Annotated in this window: 25 protein-coding genes; 15 read left to right on the top strand and 10 right to left on the bottom strand. The window is 69.0% G+C overall.

What is annotated here, in order from left to right; genetic code table 11:
• The first annotated feature begins 175 nt into the window (after window positions 1–175).
• The gene (parE, locus tag ACT53Q_RS17810; RefSeq protein ID WP_476187997.1) at window positions 176–2083 is read left to right on the top strand and encodes a DNA topoisomerase IV subunit B; all 1908 of its coding nucleotides are present in this window, start codon (window positions 176–178) and stop codon (window positions 2081–2083) included.
• A gap of 98 nt (window positions 2084–2181) precedes the next feature.
• Window positions 2182–2715 (top strand): DUF1697 domain-containing protein, encoded by a 534-nt coding sequence (locus ACT53Q_RS17805; RefSeq protein ID WP_476187996.1) that lies wholly within the window; start codon window positions 2182–2184, stop codon window positions 2713–2715.
• A 15-nt stretch (window positions 2716–2730) separates the two neighbouring features.
• Here ACT53Q_RS17805 and ACT53Q_RS17800 read toward each other — a convergent pair whose 3' ends face one another.
• The 6 genes from ACT53Q_RS17800 to ACT53Q_RS17775 form a co-directional block, all read right to left on the bottom strand.
• Window positions 2731–3768 (bottom strand): hypothetical protein, encoded by a 1038-nt coding sequence (locus ACT53Q_RS17800; RefSeq protein WP_476187995.1) that lies wholly within the window; start codon window positions 3766–3768, stop codon window positions 2731–2733.
• Window positions 3769–3875: 107 nt separating this feature from the next.
• Window positions 3876–4796 carry a DMT family transporter gene (locus tag ACT53Q_RS17795; protein ID WP_476187994.1) on the bottom strand — a complete coding sequence of 307 codons (921 nt, stop codon included), beginning with the start codon at window positions 4794–4796 and terminating at the stop codon, window positions 3876–3878.
• Window positions 4793–5569: an N-formylglutamate deformylase gene (gene hutG / locus ACT53Q_RS17790; protein ID WP_476187993.1), complete on the bottom strand. Its 777-nt coding sequence runs from the start codon at window positions 5567–5569 to the stop codon at window positions 4793–4795. The genes ACT53Q_RS17795 and hutG overlap by 4 nt, the downstream gene beginning before the upstream one ends.
• A 40-nt stretch (window positions 5570–5609) precedes the next feature.
• On the bottom strand, window positions 5610–5807 hold the full coding sequence (locus ACT53Q_RS17785; protein ID WP_476187992.1) for a YgaP family membrane protein: 198 nt from the start codon (window positions 5805–5807) through the stop codon (window positions 5610–5612).
• A 55-nt stretch (window positions 5808–5862) separates the two neighbouring features.
• Window positions 5863–6576: a Crp/Fnr family transcriptional regulator gene (locus tag ACT53Q_RS17780; protein WP_476187991.1), complete on the bottom strand. Its 714-nt coding sequence runs from the start codon at window positions 6574–6576 to the stop codon at window positions 5863–5865.
• Complete coding sequence (locus ACT53Q_RS17775; protein ID WP_476187990.1) at window positions 6573–7823, bottom strand: NAD(P)/FAD-dependent oxidoreductase; 1251 nt, start codon at window positions 7821–7823, stop codon at window positions 6573–6575. Before ACT53Q_RS17775 ends, ACT53Q_RS17780 begins: the two co-directional genes overlap by 4 nt.
• Before the next feature lie 414 nt (window positions 7824–8237).
• Between ACT53Q_RS17775 and ACT53Q_RS17770 the strand changes: the two genes are divergently transcribed.
• Window positions 8238–9839 (top strand): M4 family metallopeptidase, encoded by a 1602-nt coding sequence (locus ACT53Q_RS17770; RefSeq protein WP_476188047.1) that lies wholly within the window; start codon window positions 8238–8240, stop codon window positions 9837–9839.
• A gap of 111 nt (window positions 9840–9950) precedes the next feature.
• On the opposite strand, the gene ACT53Q_RS17765 is transcribed toward ACT53Q_RS17770, so the two are convergent.
• Complete coding sequence (locus tag ACT53Q_RS17765; RefSeq protein WP_476187989.1) at window positions 9951–10430, bottom strand: FKBP-type peptidyl-prolyl cis-trans isomerase; 480 nt, start codon at window positions 10428–10430, stop codon at window positions 9951–9953.
• 81 nt (window positions 10431–10511) lie between these two features.
• Between ACT53Q_RS17765 and ACT53Q_RS17760 the strand changes: the two genes are divergently transcribed.
• From ACT53Q_RS17760 to ACT53Q_RS17740, 5 genes are all read left to right on the top strand, one after another.
• A complete protein-coding gene (locus ACT53Q_RS17760) occupies window positions 10512–11087 on the top strand; it encodes a C40 family peptidase (RefSeq protein WP_476187988.1) in 576 nt (191 codons plus the stop codon).
• A gap of 253 nt (window positions 11088–11340) precedes the next feature.
• A complete protein-coding gene (locus tag ACT53Q_RS17755; RefSeq protein ID WP_476187987.1) occupies window positions 11341–12015 on the top strand; it encodes a C40 family peptidase in 675 nt (224 codons plus the stop codon).
• Window positions 12016–12352: 337 nt separating this feature from the next.
• Complete coding sequence (locus ACT53Q_RS17750; RefSeq protein ID WP_476187986.1) at window positions 12353–12769, top strand: hypothetical protein; 417 nt, start codon at window positions 12353–12355, stop codon at window positions 12767–12769.
• A 30-nt stretch (window positions 12770–12799) separates the two neighbouring features.
• Window positions 12800–14104 (top strand): pentapeptide repeat-containing protein, encoded by a 1305-nt coding sequence (locus tag ACT53Q_RS17745; RefSeq protein WP_476187985.1) that lies wholly within the window; start codon window positions 12800–12802, stop codon window positions 14102–14104.
• Window positions 14105–14164: 60 nt separating this feature from the next.
• A complete protein-coding gene (locus tag ACT53Q_RS17740) occupies window positions 14165–14566 on the top strand; it encodes a hypothetical protein (protein WP_476187984.1) in 402 nt (133 codons plus the stop codon).
• Between the two features lie 80 nt (window positions 14567–14646).
• Here the strand turns inward: ACT53Q_RS17740 and ACT53Q_RS17735 are convergent, their stop codons facing one another.
• Both ACT53Q_RS17735 and ACT53Q_RS17730 read right to left on the bottom strand, forming a co-directional pair.
• Window positions 14647–15165: a hypothetical protein gene (locus tag ACT53Q_RS17735; protein WP_476187983.1), complete on the bottom strand. Its 519-nt coding sequence runs from the start codon at window positions 15163–15165 to the stop codon at window positions 14647–14649.
• Window positions 15166–15325: 160 nt separating this feature from the next.
• Window positions 15326–16642, bottom strand: a complete 1317-nt coding sequence (locus tag ACT53Q_RS17730; RefSeq protein ID WP_476187982.1) for a dicarboxylate/amino acid:cation symporter — start codon at window positions 16640–16642, stop codon at window positions 15326–15328.
• A gap of 141 nt (window positions 16643–16783) precedes the next feature.
• Here ACT53Q_RS17730 and ACT53Q_RS17725 point away from each other — a divergent pair, with 141 nt between their 5' ends.
• A complete protein-coding gene (locus ACT53Q_RS17725) occupies window positions 16784–18499 on the top strand; it encodes an alkaline phosphatase (RefSeq protein WP_476187981.1) in 1716 nt (571 codons plus the stop codon).
• A gap of 114 nt (window positions 18500–18613) precedes the next feature.
• Here ACT53Q_RS17725 and ACT53Q_RS17720 read toward each other — a convergent pair whose 3' ends face one another.
• On the bottom strand, window positions 18614–19036 hold the full coding sequence (locus tag ACT53Q_RS17720; protein WP_476187980.1) for a CopD family protein: 423 nt from the start codon (window positions 19034–19036) through the stop codon (window positions 18614–18616).
• A 380-nt stretch (window positions 19037–19416) separates the two neighbouring features.
• Here ACT53Q_RS17720 and ACT53Q_RS17715 point away from each other — a divergent pair, with 380 nt between their 5' ends.
• The 6 genes from ACT53Q_RS17715 to ACT53Q_RS17690 all read left to right on the top strand — a co-directional run bounded on the left by ACT53Q_RS17715 (window position 19417) and on the right by ACT53Q_RS17690 (window position 23753).
• Window positions 19417–19809, top strand: coding sequence for a roadblock/LC7 domain-containing protein (locus ACT53Q_RS17715; protein ID WP_476187979.1), 393 nt, complete (start codon window positions 19417–19419; stop codon window positions 19807–19809).
• Window positions 19810–19944: 135 nt separating this feature from the next.
• Window positions 19945–20301 (top strand): roadblock/LC7 domain-containing protein, encoded by a 357-nt coding sequence (locus tag ACT53Q_RS17710; RefSeq protein WP_476187978.1) that lies wholly within the window; start codon window positions 19945–19947, stop codon window positions 20299–20301.
• Between the two features lie 82 nt (window positions 20302–20383).
• Window positions 20384–21322 carry a hypothetical protein gene (locus ACT53Q_RS17705; protein WP_476187977.1) on the top strand — a complete coding sequence of 313 codons (939 nt, stop codon included), beginning with the start codon at window positions 20384–20386 and terminating at the stop codon, window positions 21320–21322.
• Between the two features lie 81 nt (window positions 21323–21403).
• A complete protein-coding gene (locus tag ACT53Q_RS17700; protein WP_476187976.1) occupies window positions 21404–21931 on the top strand; it encodes a GTP-binding protein in 528 nt (175 codons plus the stop codon).
• Complete coding sequence (locus ACT53Q_RS17695; protein ID WP_476187975.1) at window positions 21928–22890, top strand: hypothetical protein; 963 nt, start codon at window positions 21928–21930, stop codon at window positions 22888–22890. The genes ACT53Q_RS17700 and ACT53Q_RS17695 overlap by 4 nt, the downstream gene beginning before the upstream one ends.
• Window positions 22891–22892: 2 nt before the next feature.
• Window positions 22893–23753, top strand: coding sequence for an arginase family protein (locus tag ACT53Q_RS17690; protein WP_476187974.1), 861 nt, complete (start codon window positions 22893–22895; stop codon window positions 23751–23753).
• Window position 23754: the final 1 nt, after the last annotated feature.

Below are 23754 nucleotides of genomic sequence, written 5' to 3'. Positions count from 1 at the left end.
GTCCGGCTCCGCGCCGGGGATCGGCGGGTTCGTGGCGGACGGGCGCACCTTATCCGGAACGCGCACACTGCGGGATGAATCCGGCCGTGAACCTGAACGGCTTGACCACGCTCCGCGGTGCCGCCAAGCTCGCCGGCCTCGGGCGTGTCCCGTCCTTTCCGCCCCCGCATCGCCCATGAGCAGTCGCTACAACGCCGCAGACATCGAAGTCCTCTCCGGCCTGGATCCGGTCAAGCGCCGGCCGGGCATGTACACCGATACCTCGCGCCCGAACCACCTGGCGCAGGAAGTCATCGACAACGCGGTCGACGAGGCCCTCGCCGGCCACGCCCGCCAGATCGACGTGGTCATCCATCCCGACGGCAGCTGCGAGGTGGCCGACGACGGCCGCGGCATGCCGGTCGACATCCACCCGGAGGAGAAGATCCCCGGCGTCGAGCTGATCCTCACCCGCCTGCATGCGGGCGGCAAGTTCAGCAACAAGAACTACACCTTCAGCGGCGGCCTGCACGGCGTCGGCGTGAGCGTGGTGAACGCGCTGTCGAAGAAGGTCGAGGTGTTCATCAAGCGCGAAGGCAGCGAATTCCGCATGGAATTCCGCGACGGCGACCGCAGCTCGGCACTGGAGACCATCGGCACCGTCGGCAAGAAGAACACCGGCACGCGGCTGCGCTTCTGGCCGGACCCGAAGTATTTCGATTCGCCGAAGTTCGCCGTGCGCCACCTGCGCCACCTGCTGCGCGCCAAGGCGGTGCTGTGCCCGGGCCTCACGGTCACGCTGTTCGACGTCGCCACCGGCGAGAAGGACAGCTGGCATTACGAGGACGGCCTGCGCGATTACCTGAAGGGCGCGCTCGGTGCGACCGAGGTGCTGCCGCCGGAGCTGTTCGTCGGCCAGCTGAAGAAGGATTCGGAAGTCGTCGACTGGGCCGCGGCCTGGGTGCCCGATGGCGAACTGGTGCAGGAAAGCTACGTCAACCTGATCCCGACCGCGCAGCACGGCACGCACGTCAACGGCCTGCGCACCGGCTTCACCGACGCACTGCGCGAGTTCTGCGATTTCCGCAACTTGCTGCCGCGCGGCGTGAAGCTGGCGCCGGAGGACGTGTGGGACCGCGTCGCGTTCGTGCTGAGCGTGAAGATGACCGACCCGCAGTTCAGCGGGCAGACGAAGGAGCGCCTGTCCTCGCGCCAGGCCGCGGCTTTCGTCGAAAGCGCGGCCCACGATGCGTTCTCGCTGTGGCTGAACCAGCACGTCGACCTCGGCGAGAAGATCGCGCAGCTCGCGATCGAGCGCGCCGCCGCACGCCTGAAGACCGAAAAGCAGGTCGTGCGCAAGAAGGTCACGCAGGGCCCCGCCCTGCCCGGCAAGCTGGCGGACTGCATCAGCCAGGACCTGTCGCGCACCGAATTGTTCCTCGTCGAAGGCGACTCCGCGGGCGGCAGCGCGCGGCAGGCGCGCGACAAGGATTTCCAGGCGATCCTGCCGCTGCGCGGCAAGATCCTCAACACGTGGGAAGTCGCCTCCGGCAGCGTGCTCGCGTCGCAGGAAGTGCACGACCTCGCGGTCGCGATCGGTTGCGATCCGGGCAAGGACGACATCTCCGGCCTGCGCTACGGCAAGGTCATCATCCTCGCCGACGCCGACTCCGACGGCCTGCACATCGCCACGCTGCTGTCGGCGCTGTTCCTGAAGCATTTCCCGTCGCTGGTGACCGCCGGCCACGTGTTCGTCGCGATGCCGCCGCTGTTCCGCGTCGACGTGGGCAAGCAGGTGTTCTACGCGCTGGACGAGGAAGAGAAGCGGCTGCTGCTGGAGAAGATTGAGCGCGAGAAGGCCGCGCATGCGAAGGGCTTCGCCGGACAGGTCAACGTCACCCGCTTCAAGGGTCTCGGCGAAATGAACCCGTCGCAGTTGCGCGAATCGGCGATCCATCCCGACACGCGCCGCCTCGTGCAGCTCACCGTCGACGGCGGCACCGAAACGCATGCGCTGATGGACATGCTGCTGGCGAAGAAGCGGGCGAGCGATCGCAAGACGTGGCTGGAAGCCAAGGGCGATCTCGCGACACTGGAAGTCTGACCCATGGTGTCATTGCTGCCAGCCGTTGCGACGGCATCGTTGCAGGCACAATCGAACGGCCTGCCGGGCGCGGGCGATCTCGCGACGCTGGAAGTCTGATGCCGCGCCACGTCGCGCTCTTCCGCGGCATCAACGTCGGCAAGGCCAAGCGCATCGCGATGGCCGAGCTGAAGGCGCTGTTCGAGGACCTCGGCTACACGGACGTGCGCACGCTGCTCAACAGCGGCAACGTGGTGTTCGATGCCGGGCGCGGCGCCCCCGCCTTCCACGCGAAGCGGATCGCCGCGGCGGTCGAAGCACGCACCGACGTGTCGACCAACACGCTGGTGCTGCCGGCGGCCGCGCTGGACGCGATCGTCGCGGGCCATCCGTTCGGCGCGGAGGCCGACGATCCGTCACGGCTGCTGGTGGGCTTCTATCTCGACGCCGACCGCGCGCCGTTCGAGGCGCTGGCGCAGGCGCATCCGGGCGAGGCCTTCGTCGTCGGCGCCGACGCCTGTCACCTGTGGTGCCCGGACGGCATCCTCGAAAGCCGCGTCGCGGAATTGCTGGGCGGCGCGAAGTTCCGCGACCGCGTGACCATGCGCAACCGCGCGACGGTGCTGAAACTGCAGGCACTGGCCGGCGGCTGAGCGCTGGCCGCGGGCTCAGTCGTTCGCGACCACGATCTGCGCGTACAGCGGGTGGTCGACCTCGCCGACGAGGCGCAGCCGCTGCGAGGCCGGCAATTGCGCCGTGATCCGCTCGAAGGTGTCGATCGGCGGCAACTGCTCGGCAAGCACCGTATCGATGACCGGCTGCGCGGCGCGGCGATCGGCCGCGGCACGCGCGATTTCCGCGGCCTCTTCGCGCCCGAGCAGGTCGTGCACCACCACGACGCGGTCGCGCAGGCGCGCCCATTCCGCGGCGGCGATCTCGCCGGAACTCGCGAAGCGCTCGAGGATGGCTTCCTGCAGCGCCGCGAGCCGACTGACGCGATGCAGCTCGACCGCGAGGTCCATCTGCGCGTCGTCCAGTTCCGGTGCGGGCAGGCCCTGGGCCTCGGCCATGCGCCGTCCGGTCTCGCGCATCTTCGCGGCGTCGGGCTGGTTCTTGGTGAGGATGTGCTCGATCGCGCGTGCGTACAGCTCGGTGAAGATCGTCGTGAAGTTGGCCGCGTCCACGCGCATCACGCCCTCGCGCAGCGGCTGGTCGCACAGCACCACGCGCGCACTGGCCGGCGACAGCGTGCGATCGGCGATGCAACTGCAGTCCGGCGGCACGTTGGCGGGATCGTGGATGGGGTTGGTGGTGACCGTGCAGGTGGCGTAGTCGTCGTACACGCGCACCAGGTCGAAGAACGGCGGCACGGTGCCGTGGTCGTAGATGGCGGCGGTCGAACCGTCTTCCGGATGCGCCGCGGCCCACAGCCGCATCGTCTGGATCTCCGGCACGTCGTAGCGGCCGACCTCGACGTAGCCGGCCGCGGTCAACGCGTCGATCAGGGCCTCGGTGCCGGGCTGCCGCCAGGGCTGGGCGGTCGGCACCAGCGTGATGCGGGCGGCCATGCCGCGACGGGCCTGCTGTTCGTCGGCTATCTTCCGCGAAAGCCAGCGCCGGATCACGATGCGCAGCACCCACAGCGCAGCGGCGCCCAGCACCAGCAGGACGAGGAAGACAACGAGCAGGATGGTCAACAGCGACATGGCCCCTCCCCGCATCCGCAGCGGACACCGGACGCAGTGTACGGAGGGGGACCGTGGCCGTCGACACCGGTGGCCGGAGGATGCGGGAAGGTCACGGGAACCCCGCCTCAGCCGGCCTTCGCGCGCGAGACCGCCAGCACGCCGGCGACCACCAGCCCGGTGCCGGCGATCTGCCACGGGCCCATCGGCTCGTGCAGGATCAGCTGGCTCAGCACGATGGTCGACACCGGGCCGATCATGCCGATCTGCGACGCCACGCCGGAACCGAGGCGGCGCACGCCGAGCATCGTCATCAGCACCGGCGCGACCGTGCACAGCGTGCCGTTGAGCAGCGACAGGGCGTAGACCGCGTGCGGCAGCCGCGGCAGGCCCCACGGCTCGATCACGAGGTACTGGCCGATGCACAGCACCGCCGCGATCGTGCTGGCGTAGGCGGTCAGGCGCACCGCGCCGACGCGGGCGACGATCTCGCCGCTGCCGTACAGGTACACCGCGTAGGACAGCGCGCTGCACAGCACCAGCACGCTGCCGACGAGCACGCCCTCGCCGCCGACGCGCAGGTCGTGGCCGAAGGCGAGCACGACACCGGCGTAGCTGATCGCCAGCGCGACGAGTTGCACGCGCGTCGGTCGTCGCCGCGCCAGCACCGCGCCCATCAGCAGCACGAAGGTCGGCGTGAGATAGAGGATGACGCGTTCGAGGGTGGCCGAGATGTACGCCAGGCCGAGGAAGTCGAACAGGCTGGCGAGGTAGTAGCCGCTCACGCCCAGCGCGAACACGCGCCAGCGATCGCCGCTCGACAGCGGCGCCGCGCGCCGCGCCGCCCAGATGCCCATCAGCAGGAACAGCGGCAGCGCCACCAGCATGCGCAGCGCGAGCAGGGTCACGGCATCCGCGCCGAGGTGCAGGCCGAGCTTGACGATGATGGCCTTGCCGGAGAACGCGATCGCGCCCAGCGCCACCAGCGCGACGCCGACGAGGTCCGCGCGCGACGCGGGCCGCGCACCGGCCTCCGTGCCCGCGCTCACGCGAGGAACGCGTCGAGCAGCGTGCGCAGCACGGCCTGCGTGCGCGCCGCGCGGGCGTCGTCCCAGGCGAAACTGTCCTCGTCCATGTAGATGCGCTGGCTCATCTCCAGCTGCACCGCGTCGATGCCGTTCGCCGGGTCGCCGTAGTGGCGGGTGATGTAGCCGCCCTTGAAACGCCCGTTCGCGACCCAGTCGAACGCGTCCTGCGCGGCCAGCGCCGCTTCCAGCCGCGCCTGCGCGGCGGGTGCGCAGCTGGCGCCGCCGGCGGTGCCGAGGTTGAGATCGGGGAGGCGCCCCTCGAACAGGAACGGGCACGTGCCGCGGATCGAATGGCCTTCCCACAGCAGCGCGCGGCCGTGCGTCGCACGCAGGCGATCAAGTTCCTCGCGCAGCGCGGCGTGGTACGGGCGCCAGTACGTGTCGATGCGCTGCGCGATTTCGTCCGGCGACGGCGCTTGCCCGGGCAGGTACACGGGATCGCCCGAGAAGCGCACGACCGGACACAGGCCGGTGGTGTTCTGTCCCGGATACAGCGAGACATCATCCGGCGGACGGTTGAGGTCGATGACGTAGCGCGAGTATTCCGGCGCGAGGATCGACGCACCGAGGTCGCGGGCGAAGGCGTACAGCCGCGAGACGTGCCAGTCGGTGTCGGGCGCGCGGCGCGCTTCGGGCGTCATGCGCGCGGCGAGCGCGTCGGGAATGGCGCTGCCGTCGTGCGGCAGGCTGATCAGCAGCGGCGCGGTGCCGCGATGCAGGGTGAAGACATCCATGCCGGCGAGTGTACCGGCATGGATGCGCGAACCGGAGCGGTCAGGCCTTGACCTTGCAGGTGTTGAGGCCGATCAGCGTGTACAGCGGGCACCAGCCCATCAGCGACGTCGCCAGCGGCACGAGGCCTATCAGGCCGAGGTACTTCATCGGCGCCTCCAGCACGAACAGCAGGCTGAGCAGGCCGAGGCCGACGACGATGCGGAGGATCTTGTCCACGGATCCGACGTTCTTCTGCATGACGGTGTCTCCTTGCATTGGGTTGGACACAGCCTAGGGCCGTCCCGGCGCCCGCTCAGCGACTTTTGTCACCGGCCGGCTTGTCGCCGGCCGCCTCGCCCTGGGCGAGCGCACGCAGGCCGTCGAGATCGGCCAGCCGCACGCCGGCGCGGGAGAGTTCGACCAGCCCCTGCTCCGCCAGCTGGCCGAGGGTGCGGGTGACCATCTCGCGCACGCTGCCGATCTCGTCGGCGATCGCCTGGTGGGTCATCGCCACGCTGCGGAACCCGGCGTCCGCGCGTTCGACCAGGAATTCGGCGATGCGTCGGTCGAGACGGTGGAACGCCAGCCGTTCGACCCGCTCCATCAGGTCGGACAGCCGGCTCGACAGCGTGGAGAACAGGAACGCACGCGCCGGCGGCGACTCGGCGATCATCCGCTGGAACAGGGCCGGCGGCAGCAGTGCCAGACGCAGCGCGCCCTCGGCCACGCCCTCGGCGCCGTAGGCTTCGTCGCCAAGCAGGCAGCTCGACGTCAGGATGCAGGTCTGGCCGCGGGCGACGCGGTACAGCACGATCTCGCGGCCGCTGTCCGAACGCCGGAACACCTTCACCGCGCCCTGCGTGACCAGCGGCAGGCCGCCGCAGCGCTGGCCCTCGCCGAAGATCGGCGTGCCGTCGCGGAAGTCGTGCCAGGCCGCCTGCGACGCCACCGCCTCGCGCAGCGACGCCGGCAGGTCGGCCAGCAGCGGATAGGCCTGCGTCAGCGCCTGGAAGCCATCCTCGGTCACGTGAAGCGCTCCGGTCGGTAGGGCGCGGGATCGATCGCCGGCGTGCGCCCGGCCATCAGGTCGGCCAGCAACTGCGCGCTGCCGGTGCTCATGCCCACGCCCATCATGCCGTGACCGGCGTTCATCCAGACCCGGCGCAGGCCGGGCGCGCGGCCGATCAGCGGCATGTCGTCGCGGCTCATCGGCCGCCAGCCGTACCAGCGCTCGCGCACCTCGGGACCGACCGGTTCGTGCAGGTATTCGCGGGCGCCGCGTTCCAGCGCGCCCAGCCGGCGTTCGTTGAGCGTGCGATCGAAACCGGAGAACTCCATCGTGCTGCCCAGGCGGAAACCGTCCTGCCACGAGGTCACGCACACCGAGCGCTCGCGCAGCACCAGCGGCCGCTTCGGCACCAGGCCCGGCGCGCGGTAGGTGATCGAGTAGCCCTTGCCGGGCTGGATCACGCGCTTCAGCCACGGCACGCCGAAGGTGTCGGCCGACAGCGCCGACCACGCGCCCAGCGCCAGCACCACGTTGCGCGCCCGCACTTCGCCGTGGTCGGTCCAGGCCGCGATGCCTTCGCGATCCTCGCGCAGGCCGTGCAGCGCGCAGCCTTCGACGATCTCGCCGCCGCGCTCGCGCACGGCGCGGGCCAGTTCGGCCAGGTACTTGTCCGGACGCAGCGCGGCATCGCCGGAGAAGCGTAGGGCGCCGGCGACGCCGGGCAGCAGCGCCGGTTCCTGCGCCTCGTAGGCCGGGCCGTCGATGACCTCGACCGCCACGCCCAGTTCACGCAGCAGCGGCAGTTCGCGCTGCTCGCGGGCGAAGGCGCGGGCGGTGCGGAAGACGTAGTCCTCGCCGGATTCGACGAACTCGCAGGCCAGCGCGTAGCGCGCGACCCAGTCGGCGAGGCGGTGGCGGGCGTCGTCGAGCAGCGCGTACTTGCCGCGCGCGCTGGCCTCCCAGTCGCGATGGTTGCAGCGCGCGGCGAAGCCCAGCAGCCAGCGCGCGAGCAGCGGGTCCATGCGCGGCCGGATGTACAGCGGGGCGTCGGGCGTCAGCGCCCAGCGCAGCGCCTTGAGCACCGTGCCCGGCGCCGCGAGCGGCGGCGCGTGGCTGGGGGTGATCGTGCCGCAGTTGCCGTGCGAGGCGCCGGCGCCGATGCGCCCGGTCTCGACCACGCGCACGCCGCGGCCCGATTCCAGCAGCGCCAGCGCCGTGGCCAGCCCGCTGACGCCACCGCCCGCGATCAGAACATCGATGGTCACTGCGGCCTTGCCTCCCCTGAAAATGTGGAATCTGTCACCGAAAAATCCCTCTGTTGCACTGCAACATGACCGAAAGATGAATCCGCGCCTATGCTCGGATGTCTTGCAGGTAGGGAAACGCCCTTGGCGTTCGTACCCCCGCGCCTTCGAGGCATGCAGCGGCATTGTCCCGGGAGAGCGGGACGCCCCTGCATCAGTATGACCGGCACCTCCGGCCCGATCACATTCTTCCTACAGGGGCATCACCTCGCTATGCGTACCAGGACCTCCTTGCTGAGCGCCGCCATCCTCACCTCGCTCGCCGTGCTGCATGTCGAATCCACCGCGTCGTCCGGAAAGCTCCCGGGCCTGAGCGCCCAATCCGAGGCCGCCGCGCCCGTCGCCGCCGGCACGGTCGCCGCCGCCACCCCGGCCATGCCCGCCTTCGCGACCGCCGGCACCTCGGCGGCCCAGGCGATGGTCGCCTACACCCGGTCCGGCGCCGACGCCGACCGCACGCCGCAGGCCGACCGCGCCCGCGCCCTGCTCGCCGGCCCCGCCGCGCTCGAAGCCCGCCGCGCCGCGGCCGACACCTTCGCCGCCAACGATGTCATCGTCGACCGCGACGGCACCGAGCACGTGCGCATGAACCGCACCTACGCCGGCCTGCCGGTCGTCGGCGGCGACCTCGTCGTCCACTCGCGCAACGGCCAGGTCCTCGGCGTCAGCCAGACCCTGACCAGCAGCGCCCGCCCGGCCCTCAGCGCCGCCCTCACCGGCGACGCCGCGACCACGATCGCCGGCGCCGACTTCGGCACCGCGTTCGACGGCGTGAGCAGCGCCTCGAAGGTGATCTACGCCCGCGACACCGCGCCGACGCTGGCCTACCAGGTCGTGTTCAACGGCGTGAAGGCCGACCAGACGCCGACCGAGATGCACTACATCGTCGACGCCGGCAACGGCCGCGTGCTCGACAAGTGGGACACGGTGAACACGGCCGCCGCCAACGGCACCGGCAAGACCATCTACTCGGGCAACGTCGGCATCGTGACCAACAGCCTGGCCTCGGGCTACGAGATGCGCGACCCGAGCCGCGGCAACACCTACACCACCGACTTCAAGAACGGTGCGACCAACAAGACCGGCACCGGCACCATCTTCACCGACGCCGACAACGTCTGGGGCAACAACGCCAACAGCGACCGCGCCTCGGCCGGTGCCGACGCCCACTTCGGCGTGGCCACCACCTGGGACTTCTACCAGACGCTCGGCCGCAACGGCATCGCCAACAACGGCGCCGGCTCGTACAGCCGCGTCCACGTCGGCCGCAACTACGTCAACGCCTTCTGGTCCGACAGCTGCTTCTGCATGAGCTACGGCGACGGCGACGGCGCCACCTACAGCCCGCTGGTCGACCTCGACGTGGCCGGCCACGAAATGTCGCACGGCGTGACCTCGCGCTCGGCCAACCTCACCTACTCGGGCGAGTCCGGCGGCCTGAACGAAGCCACCTCCGACATCATGGGCTCGATGGTGGAGTTCTACGCCAACAATGCGCTGGACACCCCGGACTACCTGATCGGCGAGGAGATCTACATCGCCAACGTGCCGGGCAGCGCCACCCAGAAGGCCCTCCGCTACATGTTCCGTCCGAACAAGGACGGCGCGTCGTCGGACTGCTGGTACTCGGGCGTGGGTTCGCTGGACGTGCACTACAGCTCGGGTCCGGCCAACCACTTCTTCTACCTGCTGGCCGAAGGCACCGGCGCGAAGACCTTCAGCGGCGTGAACCACACGCCGACGACCTGCGCCGCGGGCAACACCAAGGCCGGCACCGGCACCGCCTCGCTGACCGGGATCGGCCGCAGCGCCGCCACGGCGATCTGGTACCGCGCGCTGACGGTCTACATGACCTCCAGCACCAACTACGCCGGCGCCCGCACCGCCACGCTCAACGCGGCCCGCGACCTCTACGGCACCGGCTCGGCGAACTACAACGCCGTCGCCGCGGCGTGGAGCGCGATCAACGTCAACTGATCGCCTCCGCACCCGGATGCACCAACGGAAACGGCCCGCTCGCGCGGGCCGTTTCCTGTTGCGGAAGCCTGCAGCGACCGGAGCCGGCCGCCGCGGGCGATCGCGGGGCGATCAGTGGTGGTGGCCGCCGTCGCCGTGGACGTGGCCGTGCTCGACTTCCTCGGCCGAGGCTTCGCGCACGTCGACGATCTCGATGTCGAAATGCAGGTCCTTACCGGCCATCGGGTGGTTCAGGTCGACGTCGACCGCGGTCAGGCCGACCTTCTCGATGGTCACGGCGCGCGGGCCGAAGTTGGTCTGCAGCACGACCTGCATGCCGGGTTCGAGCTTCTGGTTGCCGAAGTGCTTCTTCGGGATGCGCTGGGTCAGGCCGTCCTTGCGGTCGCCGTAGGCCTCGGCGGCGGGGACGTCGACCGAGAAGGTCTCGCCGGCCTCGCGGCCTTCCATCGCCTTCTCCAGGCCCGGGATGATGTTGCCGTGGCCGATCAGGATGGCCAGCGGCTCGCCGCCGTTGGAGCTTTCGGTGGCCGGCTGGCCGACTTCGCCGACGGTGTAGTGGAAACGGACAGCGCGGTCTTTCTCGATTTTCATGCGTGAACTCTGGGGGCCGACGGGGTCGGCGCCGTGGAAGCGGCAGGGCCGGCTTGATCGCCGGGCGAAGGAGCGGCCAAGATGGCCGCGATGAAGGCCGCGCATTATCCGTGCTCCCCCGCCCCGGCGCCAACCGCGCCGCTTGTCGCATGGGCGGTGGCCCTGGCGCTGGCCTTGGGCCTCGCCGGCTGCGGCGAGCCCGAACGCGTCCGCCAGACGCCGCCCCCGCAGCGCACGTGGTCGACCGCCGCCCCGCAGGACGCCACTCCGCAGGACCCGGCCGAGGCCAACGCCGTGCTGATGCGCGCGCTCGGCCTGGTCGGCACGCCCTACCGCTACGGCGGCAACACGCCGGAGTCGGGGTTCGACTGCAGCGGGCTGGTGAACTACGTCTTCCGCGACATGCTCGACGTGCGCCTACCGCGCACCTCGCGCGAACTGGCCGTCATTCAGGGCCCGCGGATCGCCCCCGACCGCCTGGCGCCGGCCGATCTGGTGTTCTTCGGCAGCGGCGGCGAGGTCAGCCACGTCGGCATCTATGTCGGCGAGGGCCGGTTCGTGCATGCGCCCAGTACCGGAGGCACGGTCCGGCTGGACCGGCTGGACGGCGCCTGGTGGCGGGACCATTACACCGGTGCGAAACGCGTGTTGCACTGAGCGGACACCGGGCCGCCGCAGCGCACGATTCCTCTCCCGCGTGGAACATTGTTCTGCAACTCATTGATCCGGGAAGATTTTGCAGAACGAGAACGGTTCCTGCTCCACGGAGGCCGACCACCCTCCGCTGACGTACGGATGTTCCGTTCCGGAACCGTGGTCACCTTTTTCGGGCCGGGCCTAACGTTTTCTGAACCCCCCGCCGGCCGGCCTCGGGCACACTGCGGACTCCTTCTCGCAAAGTGCATGACGCGTGACGACCCCAGCCCAAGGCTCCGGCCGCCCCTCCGCCATCCACCTCCGCCTCGCGCTCGCCGTCCTGCTGGCTGCCGCCAGTGTCCCGGCCATCGCCGCAGAGGCTCCGCAAGACACCCTCGAGCTCTCGCCGCCGGTGCTGGCACCACTGGCCGATGCCGGCCTGCGCAATCCGCTCTCCCTGCCCGGCCGCACGGTGCTGTTCGCCCGCGACGTCCGCGCGATCTTCAACGACACCCCGGTCGCCGGCGATGCCGGGACCGCGACGACCGCCGCCGCGCCCGCCGAAGGCCGCATCCGCGGCATGCTGCGCCGCGCGCTGTCGCTGCTGGGCACGCCCTATCGCTGGGGCGGCACGACGCCGGAGAATGGCTTCGACTGCAGCGGCCTGGTCGGCTACGTGTTCCGCAACAACCTCGGCATCGAACTGCCGCGCATCTCGCGCGACATGGCCAAGGTCGGCGAACTGATCCGCGACCGCGACGCGCTGGTCGAAGGCGACCTCGTGTTCTTCAGCCGCGCCGGCAAGCACGTCGACCACGTCGGCATCTACATCGGCAACGGCCAGTTCCTGCACGCCCCGCGCACCGGCAAGGACGTGGAGATCGCGACCCTCGCCTCCGGCTACTGGGCGCAGAAGTTCCTGCAGGCGCGCCGCGTCGCCACCCAGTAAGGGTCGACGCCGTCCGCTTCTCCCGAAGGGCCGCGCAAGCGGCCCTTCGCGTTTTCCGCGCGGTGAGCGCGGTTTTCCTCCCTCCCCTTCAAGAGGAGGGCTGGGGAGGGGATGGGTTCACGACCTTCGAACATGGGAACCGCGGCCGGAAGCCAGATACCCCATCCCCACCCCGACCCTCCCCTTGAAGGGGAGGGAGAAGAGCGAACCCCGAACAGCATTCGGCGACGCGCTCTGCCGAATGCGGCGGGCGCCGACTCGACCGCTCCCGAGCCGCTTGCGGCCGGATCGGCGCCGGCCCATGCTGCGATCACCGCTTCGGCAAAGGGGAACGTCGATGGGTCGTACGCTGTTGGGCATCGTGCTGGGCATCTTCGCGATGTGGCTGACCACCTCCGCGGTGGAGTTCGCCAGCCACATGCTGTATCCGCCGCCACCGGGCCTCGACCCGCAGGATCCGCAGTCGCTGGCGGTGATGCTCGCCGCCGCGCCGACCGCCGCGCTGGTCCTGCTGGTGACGGCCTGGGCGCTGGGCGCCTTCGTCGGCGGCGGGGTCGCCGGACGCATCGCCCGCCACCCGCGCATCGCCGCGACCTGCGTCGCCCTGCTCACCGTCGCCGGCGTCGTCGGCATGATCGTGATCGTCCCCGAACACCCGACCTGGGTCTCCGCCCTCGGCCTGCTTCTGCCGATCCCCGCCGCGCTGCTCGGCGCGACGCTGGCGCAGCGGCGGGAGAGGACGTTGCCGAAGTGAATGGGAAATCCATCAGGAATGGAATGATTCATGGAAACCGCCACCCAAGAGAAGCTCATAGCTGAAACAGAAGAAATATTCAAAAAAAGGCCATATGAATACGGAAGCCTGCAATCGCCGACTCGAAACGGCTTCTTGGCCATCGCAAGGATGGGAAAGGAACACTGGAATGCATGGGCACATTCGCAGAAGATATTGACTGAAAAAGAACAACAAAACAGCGAATTCGAAATTGACTTCAGTGGCCATGGCGATTACAACCTAAGCGACATTGACTTTTCCGGATTTTTATTTCACGCCAACACGAAATTTTCGAGCTCTTATTTTCGCGACTCGAGCAAGTTCGTTGGATGTACTTTTGAAGGAAATGTATTTTTTTCGAGAAGCCGTTTCCACGGAAAAGTCAATTTCGAAGATTCTTGCTTCAAAAGAGACGCAATTTTCGAAGATTGTTATTTCTGGGAAGAAATTGAATTCAGCAACAACAGATCAAACAAAGCTGGAGGCGCGAGTTTCGGCGGATGCATCTTTCACGGAGAAGCCAAATTCATCAAGGCGAATTTCAACGGAAACCTGGATTTTTTACCATCCGAAAAAAAGAAAAATGGCGTGAACTTTTTGGGCGAATTCACCCTCAATCAATCCGTGATCCGCGGAAAATTCCAAATGGAAGGATCTCGCCACAAAGGAATAACGATAGTAAACGAATGTTTTTTCGAAAATAAATTCAACATCAAGAAAAGCGAGTTCACCGGAAGCACCTTTATAACAAACTGCAGCTTCAAAGAAGACGCCAACCTCAGCGCAGGATTCCTGTCTTTATACTTTTCTCACAACTCATGCGGCGGAATATTTCTTTTCGAAAACTGTATTTTTTACGAAGCACCAAGATTCCAGAACAGAATTTCCAATTCTGACGACAATGAAAAAATGCCGTTCAACGGCATCAATTTCCTTGGATGCTGGTTCCTTGATGGCGTGAGCTTCAGAAATCAAGTTTTTTCCGGATCGACAATATTCTCGTACGGGCCGGAAGCGGGAGCGATCACGCCGGAAGCGGCCCATGCCTTCTCGAAAGGGGCAAGGAAAAACGGAAACGTCAAGGACAGCCAAGTCAGGCACATCGACGACAGACTGGAAAACCACAAAAGGTCACTCCAGCCAAAGAACAGATCCGTGTTCCTCGGGATACCGGACTTCCACGGATGCAAGTTCCATCAGGACACGACCTTCACCGGCGCATACTTCAACACTACGCCCGGAATCGATGCCGCGCGCGCTTATCGGACGCTCAAACTCGCGATGGAACAGCTGAAAGCCACGCGAGAAGAATAAAAGTTCTTCCGTTTGGAGATGAAGGCAGAGCATCCGGGGCTGCCTCTCGGAAAGCGATGGATGTCGACGCTCTACAGGAATTTTTCTGATTACGGTTTCAGCTTGTGGCGCCCCGCGGCTTGGCTGCTGGCACTATCGCTGACATTCGGCGCTGGCTACGGCGCATTGGCGAATGCGTGCGCAGACAATGCCGAGTGCATTGACATCAAGGCCGCAACCGACGCCGACGCCGTTTCCGGTCCGGACCGCACCTCTGCCGTCATCAAATACACCCTCGGCAGCGTTTCTCCGGTCCCCGGGCTCGACAAGATGCAGACCGAACTGCGCGCACCGCTGTTCGGGCATCAGGGCTGGATTTCCATCACTGCGCTCGCGCTCGAAATCCTGCACAAGATCACGACGCTGGTGATGACGTTCCTGTTCGCGCTGGCGTTGCGCAACCTGTTCAAGATGAAGTCGTAGGGTCGCGGCTCACGCCGCTCCTGCACATGCCGCTCGACTTGACGCGGGAGCGACCTGACCGGCCGCTCCCGCATCGCGGATCAATCGCCCTTCCGATCCGCCGCCATCACCGCGTCGAGCAGTTCTTCCTGCTCCTTCGCCAACTGGTCGAAGTTGTAGCGCTTGCGCAGTTCGAGCAGTCCCTCGCTGTAGACCTGCGCGGCTTCCGGCGACAGTTCGTGTCCTGCCAGCGGACCGTTGCCGTCCGGGCTGGCCACCGCCATGCCGTTGAAGCCCGGGTGGCAGGCGCAGAAGCCGGTGCCCGGATTCGGGTTGGGCGAATACCCCAGGTTGATGTAGATCTGCGCATTGGCCATGCAACTGGGGGCATCGAAGCCCGACGCCATGTGGAACTCCCACTGCTTCAGCAGGTTGTTCCAGCGGCGCAGGTTCGCGGTGCACAGGTCGACCCCGCCCCACGGGCCCGTGGAGGGCGTCGGGTTTGCGGATCTGTCGATGCTGAAGCCGCCGAGGAAACGGGCGGACGCGGTCTGCGGCGCAGCGGTGAAGGCGGCCGCGACCAGCGCGGCGGACAGGACGGCGAGACGGATCTGGAACATCGCGATTCACTCCATTGATCGGGGATGGGACAGGCGCCATCGCACGATGGCCGTCCGATGGCCTGCATCGTCCGCATCGACGGCATCGCGGTCGATGCCGAGGCGGACTCCTGCTGGTTAACACCCGTCGATGGCAGCGTCCAGTGCCGCCATCGTGACGTCAGGCCGCTTCCTCGATCCCGACGTTCGTCGGCGCGCGTTCGTAGGTCTCGCGGTCGAGGAGACCGGTTTCCTTCGCGACCAGCACCGGGACCAGCATCTGCCCGGTCACGTTGGTCATCGTGCGCATCATGTCGAGGATGCGGTCGATGGCGTAGAGATAGCCGATGACTTCCAGCGGCAGGCCGGCGGCGCTGAGCACCACCGTCGCCATCACCACCGCGGTGCCGGGCACGCCGGCGGTGCCGAAGCTGCCGAGCACCGAGGCGATCACGACGATGAGGTACTGCTCGGGCGACATCGGCGTGCCCATGTATTGCGCGATGAAGACCGCGCACAGCGCCGGGTAGATCGCGCCGCAGCCGTCCATCTTGATGCTGGCGCCCAGCGGCACCGCGAACGCGGCGTAGTCCTTGTCCACGCCGAGGTTGTGGGTGGCGCAGCGCAGCGACGACGGCAGCGAGGCGAAGCTCGACGAACTCACGAACGCCACCTGCATGCCCGCCGCGGCGCCGCGGAAGAATTTCAGCGGGTTCAGGCCGTGTGCCAGCAGCAGGCCGCTGTAGGTGACGAGGATGTGCAGCGCGCAGGCGATGTACAGCGCCAGCACGAAGCTGCCCAGCGGCAGCAGCTGCTTGAAGCCGTAGTTGCCGACCAGCGCGGCGATCAGGCCGAAGGTGCCGATCGGCGTCATCTCCAGCACGAAGCGGGTGACCTGGATGGCAATTTCGCTGGCCTCGCCCGCGAGCTTGCGCGCCAGCGCGACCTTCTCGCCCAGCTTCACCATCGCGAAACCGATCAGCGCGGCGACGAAGATCACCGGCAGGATCGAGCCCTTGCCGGCTTTCAGCACGGTCTCGCCGGCGGCGTTCTTCGCCTCGCCGATGCCGGTCAGCGCGTGGAAGACGTTGGTCGGCACCACGCCCAGCAGCACGTCGACCACGCTGGGGATGTCCTTCGGCACGTATTCGGGATCCACCGACAGCGGCAACTGCAGCACGCCCGGCTGCAGCACGGTGCCGACCGCCAGCCCCATCGCCACCGCCAGCACGGCGGTGATCGCGAACCACAGGAAGGTCCGTCCGCCGAGCGCGGCGATCGACTTCTGCCCGTGCAGCGAGGCGACCGCGTTGATCACCGCGAAGAACACCAGCGGGACGGCGATCATCTTGATCAGCTTGACGTAGAGGTCGCCCAGCGGCCCGAACCAGGTCTCGGCGTTCGGCCCGAAGGCCCAGCCCGCCAGCGCGCCGAGCGCGAATGCGCCGACCACGCGCTGCCAGAACGGGATGCGGAACCAGAAGGCGACGACGGACATGCAGGGCTCCGCGGAGGACGAGGCGAGCCGGCACGATAGCCGAGCCGGCCGGACGCGGCGAGCGGGCGGGCGTCATCACCGCGTCCCACGCCGGCAACGGCGGGCGGGCATAATCGACGTTTCCGTCCGCAGTCCCCGCCCATGATCGTCCGCCCCGCCCTGCTCGCCCTCGCCTGCACCCTCGCCGCCGCGGCCACGCTGCCCGTCGCCCAGGCGCGCCGCGTCGCCACGCCGGCCACGCCGGCCACGCCGGCCGCCCCGGCCGTCGACGTGCCGGCGATCCGGCATCCCGACGGCGAGACCCCGGCGTGGTGGTTCCGCGCCGGCGCCGCGCAGGCCGCCACCCGCGGCGCGATGTCGGGCCACGCGAAGAACGTCATCCTGTTCGTCGGCGACGGCATGAGCATCACCACCGTGGCCGCCGCCCGCATCCTCGACGGCCAGCGCAAGGGCGGCCCGGGCGAGGAGAACGCGCTGAGCTGGGAAGGCTTCCCGTACACCGGCCTGAGCAAGACCTACAACACCGACACCCAGACGCCGGACTCCGCCGGCACGATGTCGGCGATGGCCACCGGCGTGAAGACCCGCAGCGGCGTGCTGAGCGTCGGCCAGGCGCCGATGCGCGACGACTGCGCCGGGGCGCTGAAGTCGCCGATGCTGACGCTGTGGGAACTCGCCGCGTCCAGCGGCCTGTCCACCGGCGTGGTCACCACCACCCGGATCACCCATGCCACGCCGGGCGCGACCTTCACCCACTCGGCCGACCGCAACTGGGAGAACGACGCCGAACTGTCGGCCGCCGCCATGGACGCCGGCTGCACGGACATCGCCCGGCAGTTGATCGAAACCCCGTACGGCCACGGCCCCGACGTGCTGATGGGCGGCGGCCGCGGCAATTTCATGTCGCCGACCCAGACCGATCCCGAATACGCCGACCAGGTCGGCCTGCGCCTGGACGGCCGCGACCTGATCGCCGTCTGGCAGCGCCGCCATCCCGGCGGTCATTACGTCTGGAACGCGAAGCAGCTGGCCGCGGCCCCGCAGACCGGGCCGCTGCTGGGCCTGTTCGAGCCCAGCCACATGCAGTTCGAGCACGACCGCGCGCAGGACCGCGGCGGCGAGCCGTCGCTGGCGGAGATGACGACCGCGGCGATCGAGCGCCTCGGCCGCAACCGGCGGGGCTACGTGCTGCTGGTGGAAGGCGGCCGCATCGACCACGCCCACCACAGCGGCAACGCCTACCGCGCGCTGACCGACGCGATCGCGCTGAGCGAAGCCGTCGCCGCCGCGGCCAAGGCGACCTCGGCCGACGACACGCTGATCCTGGTCACCGCCGACCACGCCCACACCCTGACCTTCTCCGGCTACCCGGTGCGCGGCAACCCGATCCTCGGCAAGGTCCGCGGCAGCAGCGGCGAGGGCAGCAACCCGGCCGGTTTCGCCACCGACGCCACCGGCCTGCCCTACACCACCTTGAATTACGCCAACGGCCCGGGCTACGCCGGCGCCACCGACCAGCAGCCGGAAGGCCCGAAGTCGGCCGCCCGCGAGGTCAGCGGCTTCCGCCAGGCGACGCAGGGCCGGCCGAGGCTGGGCGACGTGGACACCGAGGCCCCGGATTACCTGCAGGAAGCGATGATCCCGTTGTCGAACGAGACCCACGGCGGCGAAGACGTCGGCATCTGGGCCCGCGGCCCCGGCGCGTCGGCCGTGCGCGGCACGATCGAGCAGAACACGATCTTCCACATCCTGCTGCAAGCCACTCCGGCCCTGCGCGCGGCGCTGTGCGCGAAGAAGCTGTGCGACGCCCAGGGCGTCCCGGTCACCCTGCCGGACCCGGCGGCGTTCCGGCGCTGATCGCCGGCGCGGACTCTGCCCACGCTCCTGGTAGAGCGGCCTTTAGGCCGCTGCTCCGGGTTTTCTCTAAGCGCAAAGGCAGCGGCCTAAAGGCCGCTCTACCGGGCTTGGGCTTCAGAACGGCTTGGCCAGCACCAGGTAGACGATCGCCACCAGCAGCAGTACCGGCAGTTCGTTGATCAGGCGGAGCGCCTTCGCCGACGGCAGGGCGCGGCCCTTGTCCACGCCCTTCAGCCAGCGGCCGCTGACGATGAAGTACGCCAGCAGCAGGGCCACGAGGGTCAGCTTGGCGTGCAGCCAGCCACCGACCATGTGGAAATGCAGCCACAGGACCAGCCCGGGGATCACCGCCAGCCCGAACATGGTGTGGCCGAAGCGGTACAGCCGGCGGCCCATCAGCACCAGCCGCTCGCGCACCGCCGGGACGTCGCCGGCCTCGGCGATGTTGACCAGGATGCGCGGCAGGTAGAACACCGTCGCCATCCAGGCGATGACGAAGACGAGATGGAAGGTCTTGGTCCAGAAGTAGGCCTGCATGACGCATGCACCGGGAAGCGGGAACGGGCGCAGACAGTAGCAGAAGCGCCCCCGCCCCCGGCAGCCGGCGACGCGTGATGGCGTTTGACCGCGTAGGTCACACGTTCCGACGCGATGTCCGGAATCTGACCCGTCACGTCACCCAGTGCAATCTGCACGCCCCCCCCGGACAAAGTGAGACGGTCGTCATTCCATCCTGTACAAAAGCGTCGGGCGGCATGGCATGCGATCACCCATCGCCGTCGGGGTTCGTCGAACAGGACGTCAAGAATTTGGCACGACCTTTGCTTTGAGAACGGTTACAACCCCCGCCGGAGGCCAACGTGTCGGCCGCATTGAAAGTGATCGAACCCTCGAAATCGCAGGACGCGACCGCACTGATGCAGACACGGAATGAATGCCAGCAGACGCTGGAGGCCCTGATCGCCCGCACCCCCGCGATCGTGTTCGCCTCCCTGGGCACGGTCGACGGCCGCAGTTTCGCCCACGCCGATGCCCCCGGCCGCGAGACCAATGCCCCCCGCGCCGCCGCGATCATGAGCTCGCTCATGGGCCTGATCGAATCCTTCAGCCGCGAATCGCTCGACAGCCGCGCGCTCTACAACAGCATCGCCACCGCGCACGGCTCGATCGTGCTGGTCCGGGTGCCGTCGAAGGCGAAGCTGCACACGCTCTGCGTGTGCGCCGACGGCAGCGAGATCCTCGCGATGACCATCCGCGCCGCGCTCGACACCGCCGAGCAACTCGCCGCGCGGATCGACGCCGCCGCGTAACCCCCTCCGATTCCGCCCCGCTCCGGGCACCCGTCGCGGCCGACGCCGACGATGCGGCCCACCGCGAGCAGCGCACCCCCATCCGTTCCCCCAAGCCACGTCCCTTCAATCCGCAACCTCCAGAGGAAACACGCAATGGCCAAGATCTCGCTCGAACCCCTCCGCAGCCTCGACGGCTACATCGCCTCCGCGCTCGTCGACACCGAGAGCGGCATGCTGCTCGCCGGCGACGGCGCCGGCATCGACCTCGAACTCGCCGCCGCCGGCAATGCCGAAGTCGTCCGCGCCAAGCGCAAGGTCGCCAACGCGCTGAAGCTCAACGACACGATCGAGGACGTCCTCATCAGCCTCACCAAGCAGTACCACGTGATCCGCCCGCTCGAGTCCAACCAGAAGCTGTTCCTGTACGTCGTGCTGGACCGCTCCAAGTCGAACCTCGCGATGGCGCGCCACGAACTGCGCACGTTCGAGAAGGGCGTCGACTTCTCCTGATCCGACACGCGGATCCCCGCCGCGGGCGCATCACGTGCCCGCGGCGACCGCGCCACCCCTTCCTTCCCTTCGCCCGTCGCCCATGACCCGCGCCGACATCGCCACCGCCGCACTCGACGAACAGGCCGAACAGCGCATCCGCCTCGCCGCCACGCTGCTCGCGGCCTGGCGCATCACGGCGCGCGTGCGGGCCTGGGACGGCACGCGCTGCACGCTGCTGGTGGCGGACCTCGGCGATGCCTACGGGCGCCAGGCGTTCGTCCGTGCGCGATCACGCGGCACGCCGGTGCTGGCGTTCGGCGCCACCGCAGCCGATCTCGGCCCGGGCGTCGTCGATGCGAACGAGGCCAGCCCCGCGCCCGCGCTGGCGCAGGCACTGCGCGACCTGCTCGCCGTCGAAGCGACGGCCGGCACCGAAACCCACGAACCGGCCACGGTCACCGCGCTCCCCGCGCTGTGCCGCCTCGCCGATCCCGAATTCAGCGGCCGCGCGCTCGATGCCCAGTTCAACGGGCGGCGCATCCGCATCCGCCCGGACACCGGGCGCGTGCATGCCGCGACACTCAGCGACCTGCTGTCCGCGCGCGATTCGTTCGCCAGCGCGGAGTGGACGCTGGCCGCCAGCGACGAAACGCCCGACGAGGACGGCGTGCACCGCAGCCTCGAAGCCTTCCTGCTGCAGGCCGCGTTCCAGGGCCGCGCGCAGTTGCCGGCGTTCCCCGCGGGCCGCTACCGCCTGAAGGACTGGCCCGACGTGGGCTCGGCGCCCGAACTCGTCGGCGCGCTCAAGATCGCGAAGGCGCTGATGCGCGCACCCGCCGGCGCCGACGACCTGCCGCGGCTGTGCGGCATCGATGCGCGCGACGTCAACGCGAGCCTGTGGGCCTACCACGCCGCGCACCTGCTCGAACGTCAGGACGCGACGGGCGTCGCGGTCGCACCGCCGCCGGCGCAGCCGGTCGGCGCGTTCTCCGGCATGCTGGCGCGGATCGCTTCGCGCTTCGGCCTGTCCCGGGCCTGACCATGACCCACCGCAGTCCCCAGGAGCGGCACGGCCTCGCGCATGGCGCGGCCTGACGCCTTTTCACGGAGCGAGACGATCTTGTCTTTCGAAAGCGCAAAACTCGTGTTCGCCGGCCCCGTCGGCGCCGGCAAGACCACGGCGATCCGGTCGCTGTCCGACGTCGTGCCGGTGTCCACCGAGATGCCGTTGACCGACGGCGCGATGGGCGAGAAGACCACGACCACGGTCGCGATGGATTTCTCGCCGGTGCTGCTGGACGACGGCACGCCGCTGCACATCTACGGCCTGCCCGGGCAGGAACATTTCGCGCACATGCGGCCGATCGTGATGGCCGGCGCGGTCGGCGTGATCGTGGTGCTGCCGGGCGACAGCCTGCGCATCGCGCACGAATGCGAACACTGGATCCGCGCGATCCGCGACATCGACGCCGACGCCGGGCTGGTGATCGGCATCACCCGCACCGACCTCGCACCCGCCTTCCGCATGGACGCCGTGCGCCAGGCCGTGCGCCGCTGCGGCCGGCCGATCCCGGTCTTCACCTTCGACGCCCGCGACCGCGAACAGACGGCGCACCTGGTCCGGGCCCTGCTGCTGTCGCTCGATTGAACAACGTCACGAACGCCCCCGCGAGCGCCGCCGCGCACGAGCTGGTCGAGGCCTTCGCGCAGGCGGGACTGCCGCTGCACCCGACGCTGCGCGAGATGCTCGGCGAGCATCCGAGCCACCGCACCGAACGCCGCGGCTGTGGCTACACGCAGGCCACGCGGTTCCTGTCGACGTTCGTGAACCAGCCGCGCGATCCGGTCACCGCGACCGACCTCGGCGTGTTCGACGACTGGCCGAAAACGCGCACCGAGACGCTGGCCCGCACGTTGGTCGCCGCGGGCTGGACGCAGGGCTGGCGGCGCCTCGACTGCGCCGACGCGGCGATGCTCGCAACGCTGCCGGACTCGCCGCTGCTGCAGGCGCTGGTCGCCCTGCCGGCGCGGCTCGCCGCCATCGCCGCGACGCTGCGGCTGGAGGAAAGCGCGCTGCTGCTGCCGATCCTGCGCGATCTGCTGGTGCCCGCCGAAGCCACTGCGCCGGCGCTGCCGCCGATGCGCGAGAAACCCGAGATCGGCAGCTGTTCGCAGGCCGAGGAATTCTTCCTGGAGATCGCGCACGGCCGCGTGCGTCGCGGCGGCAAGGTCAACCTGTTCGTCGACAACGACGGCCGCCCGCTGCTGGTCGAGAAGATGGCGCTGGGCGAATCGCATTCGGCGATGGCGGTGGCGCCGGTGTCGGTGTGCGGCGTGACCCTGCCGCCGGGCGCGCTGTTCGCGCTGCGCTACGACGATGAGGCGCCGGTGCTGCGTGCCGCGTCGTGCGGCGCGGTGCGCGCGCTCGACACCATCGCCGAAGCGCGCTTCCTGCGCCTGACCACGCTGGCGGTGCCGCCGGCGGTGCGCCGGCGCGCCTTCAGCGCGCAGTTCGAGGCGCAGATCCGCGGCAACATGCTGTCGCCGCAGACCACGACGATCGCGCACCTGCACGCCTTCGCCACCGAACGGCTCGCCGGACGCTGACGATGCGCATCTCCGCCTGGTTCCGCGAGGACTACGCCCCCGGCGACGTGCCGCTGCTGGCGCGGCTGGCGACGACGGCAGGCAAGCTCGATCGTCTGAGGCTGGTGACGCTGCGGGAGGCACCGCCGGCGACGCCGGAGACGCTGGCCGGCCTGCACGACGCGCGCTATCTCCACGCATTCCTGCACGGCGAGGAGCCGCTGGCCTCGCGCCAGGGCATCCGCTGGTCGCCGGCGGTGCGCGACGCCACGCTCGCGATGCTCGGCGGACAGCTGGCGGCGGTCGACGCCGCGCTGCGCGACGGCATCGCGATGAACATCGCGCGCGGCTTCCACCACGCCGTGCCGGAATCGGGCAGCGGCTACTGCCCGCTCAACGGCCTCGCGCTGGTGGCGCATGCGCATCCCGATCGCCGGGTGATGGTGATCGACTGCGACGAGCACGGCGGCAACGGCACCGAGGAATTCGCCGCGCGCCTGCCGAACCTCTTCAACGTGTCGATCTTCGGCACGCGCTTCGGTTGCCGCGGCGGCGAGCGCTCGTGGGCGCACCAGGTGCGCGTGCGCGAGGACGGTTTCGATCGCTACCTCGAGGCATTGCGCGCGGCCGAGGCGCTGGTCGATGCGCACCGCCCGGACCTGCTGCTGTACCAGGCCGGCGCCGACTGCCACGAGGACGATCCCAAGAGCCTCGTCGGCCTCACCACGCGGCAGTTGTTCGAGCGCGACCTGACGGTGTTCCGGATCGCGCGGTCGCGCGGCATCCCGCTGGTGTTCGTGGTCGCCGGCGGCTACCAGGACGCGGAACGGGTGGCGCGTCTCAACGCCAACACGGTGCGTGCCGCGCGGCGGGTCTGGTCCTGAG

It is taken from the genome of Lysobacter sp. DMC97 (assembly GCF_056313745.1).
The sequence above is the reverse complement of the archived record's forward strand: the minus strand, read 5'-3'. Positions and strand labels throughout refer to the sequence as shown.